Source organism: Paenibacillus sp. oral taxon 786 str. D14 (genome assembly GCF_000159955.1).
Taxonomy (GTDB): Bacteria; Bacillota; Bacilli; order Paenibacillales; family Paenibacillaceae; genus Fontibacillus; species Fontibacillus phoenicis.
Genome location: NZ_GG696011.1, coordinates 1 through 2,144 on the forward strand (window position 1 = coordinate 1; position 2,144 = coordinate 2,144).

At 51.6% G+C, this 2,144-nt stretch carries 2 protein-coding genes; both read left to right on the plus strand.

Annotated elements, in window-relative coordinates:
* The first annotated feature begins 479 nt into the window (after positions 1 to 479).
* Positions 480 to 1,217 carry an RNA polymerase sigma factor gene (locus tag POTG_RS22885; RefSeq protein WP_050769835.1) on the plus strand — a complete coding sequence of 246 codons (738 nt, stop codon included), beginning with the start codon at positions 480 to 482 and terminating at the stop codon, positions 1,215 to 1,217.
* Between the two features lie 18 nt (positions 1,218 to 1,235).
* Positions 1,236 to 1,826, plus strand: coding sequence for an ATP-dependent Clp endopeptidase proteolytic subunit ClpP (clpP, locus tag POTG_RS22435; protein ID WP_009227142.1), 591 nt, complete (start codon positions 1,236 to 1,238; stop codon positions 1,824 to 1,826).
* Positions 1,827 to 2,144: the final 318 nt, after the last annotated feature.

The following is a 2,144-nucleotide window of genomic DNA, read 5'->3' on the forward strand; positions in this document are numbered from 1 at the left end:
CATTTTTGCAGGAATCGCGTGGAGGGGCAGACGGTACAATACTGCAGCTGAGATACCGCTCTTGAGATACCGCTCTTGAGATACTGCTCATGAGTTATACTATGCCATACTTAAACTTTACCCCAATCGAGCCAATCCAGGATCCACTGTGGGGAGCTGCAAATGCGGCTAAAGCTGCTAGTGTGTAGTGTGAACGAAAGGTGTTATGATATAAAAAATTTATAAAAAATTTGATGATCCCGCGTATCGTTCCTTCCGAAAAATACGTTTATACCGGTGAGTAAGTCTTCAGCTTACTCCTGGTTGGTCGAAGACTGGTGTGAGGGCATGACACAAGATGGATCATTGGAGATCGCGAGATCTTACACTACAGATGGAGGTGTGTTCCGGTGCCTATAGCAGCTAAGGAGCGTGATCTGCAGAGATCCGTGTCTGCACGGTCCCGTTCAGAAAGGGGCAACTTTCAAACAGGGGTCCAATTGTACGGTACCGCACTGCGCAATTACTGCCGATCTATCACCGGATCCGTTTGGGAAGGCGACGATTTGGCGCAGGATACATGGCTTAAGATATGGTCGGCGACGCAAGGGAAAGGTGATGACGTTCAACTCACACGAGCCTATCTTTACCGTGCCGCCCAGCATGCTTGGATCGACCGTAATCGCAAACGGAAGCTTCCGGTTGAATCGCTCCCCCTGGACGAACATCTGCAAGCGCCGGAACCGACCGATCCTGCTGCAGTGTGGGCCGCAATGGAGACGCTGGTTGACGAGCTTTCGCCTCTACAACGCACCGCGCTGCTGCTGATTGATACTTTAAAATATACAGCTGGCGAAGCAGCGCAGTTGATTGGGTCGACGGAAGGGGCGGTGAAAGCCGCCTTGCACAGAGCTCGGGTCAGACTGCGGAATACAGTGAAGGGTTCCAGACGAGGAGTTGCAGCGCCACCGGAGGGTGAGGTTCAATCCATGAAGGAGGACACCTTACCCGAGGCTTTCACCGACGATGTACTCGTTCTTGCCTACATGGATGCGATTCGCCGAGAAGACGCGGCTGCGCTGGCGATGCTGTATAACGACGCCCGGCCTCAGGATGTGGTTCCGGTGGTAACTCTCCAGTCGTACCGTCGCAGCTCTTTACGAAGCAAGGTAGACACTCTTGTTGCCGATCCGGTGCAGAACCATCTGATGTTGATGTCCTACGGTCTTGCCGCCTGATTTGAAGGAGGGTAAGCCATGAGTTCAGTCATTCCTTACGTCATTGAGCAAACCGGCCGGGGAGAGCGGTCGTATGACATTTATTCACGTTTGCTGAAGGATCGGATCGTGTTTCTCGGTTCCGCGATTGATGATCAGGTTGCGAATAGCATTATGGCGCAAATGCTGTTTTTGGCGGCGGAGGATCCGGAGAAGGATATTTACTTTTATATCAACAGTCCGGGCGGCTCGACGTCAGCTGGCTTTGCGATCTACGATACGATGCAGTATGTGAAACCCGACGTGCAGACGATCTGCTCTGGAATGGCGGCGTCTTTTGCCGCGATCCTGTTAATGGCCGGGGCAAAGGGCAAACGATTTGCTCTTCCCAACAGTGAGATCATGATTCACCAACCGCATGGAGGTGCCCAAGGGCAGGCCAGCGACATTGCGATCAGTGCTAACCGGATATTGCGAACCCGAGCCGTGCTGAACACCATTGCCGCGGAATGCACCGGTCAACCCCTAGAGCGGATTGAAAAAGACATGGACCGAGATTATTTCATGAGCGCAGACGAAGCGCGCGAGTATGGGATCATCGACCAGGTGATTACGCCCAATAAGCGTTAGCTGAGCGAAGTGTATACAAGGAAAATACAAGGACGGAAGAAGGCGCCCAAGGCTTCTCCGTCCTATTTCTTTTTGCAGAATCAAACGAAGGGGAATGGGGCAGGATTAGCATCAGAATACCTGTAAATTTTAGGTCAATGTACGCGACAAATAGACACTCGTATTCGCTGGGAGGCCGCCTGTTACTTTGCTTGCGCTTGTCCTTGACAGCCCAGAGGGGCTTTGCTAAGATGGGAACAATATATTTTCGTAAGCGGCTATACGGTCTTGATATATAAGGGTTGTGTCTTCATAGGGATTACACGGTAGTCGTTTTTT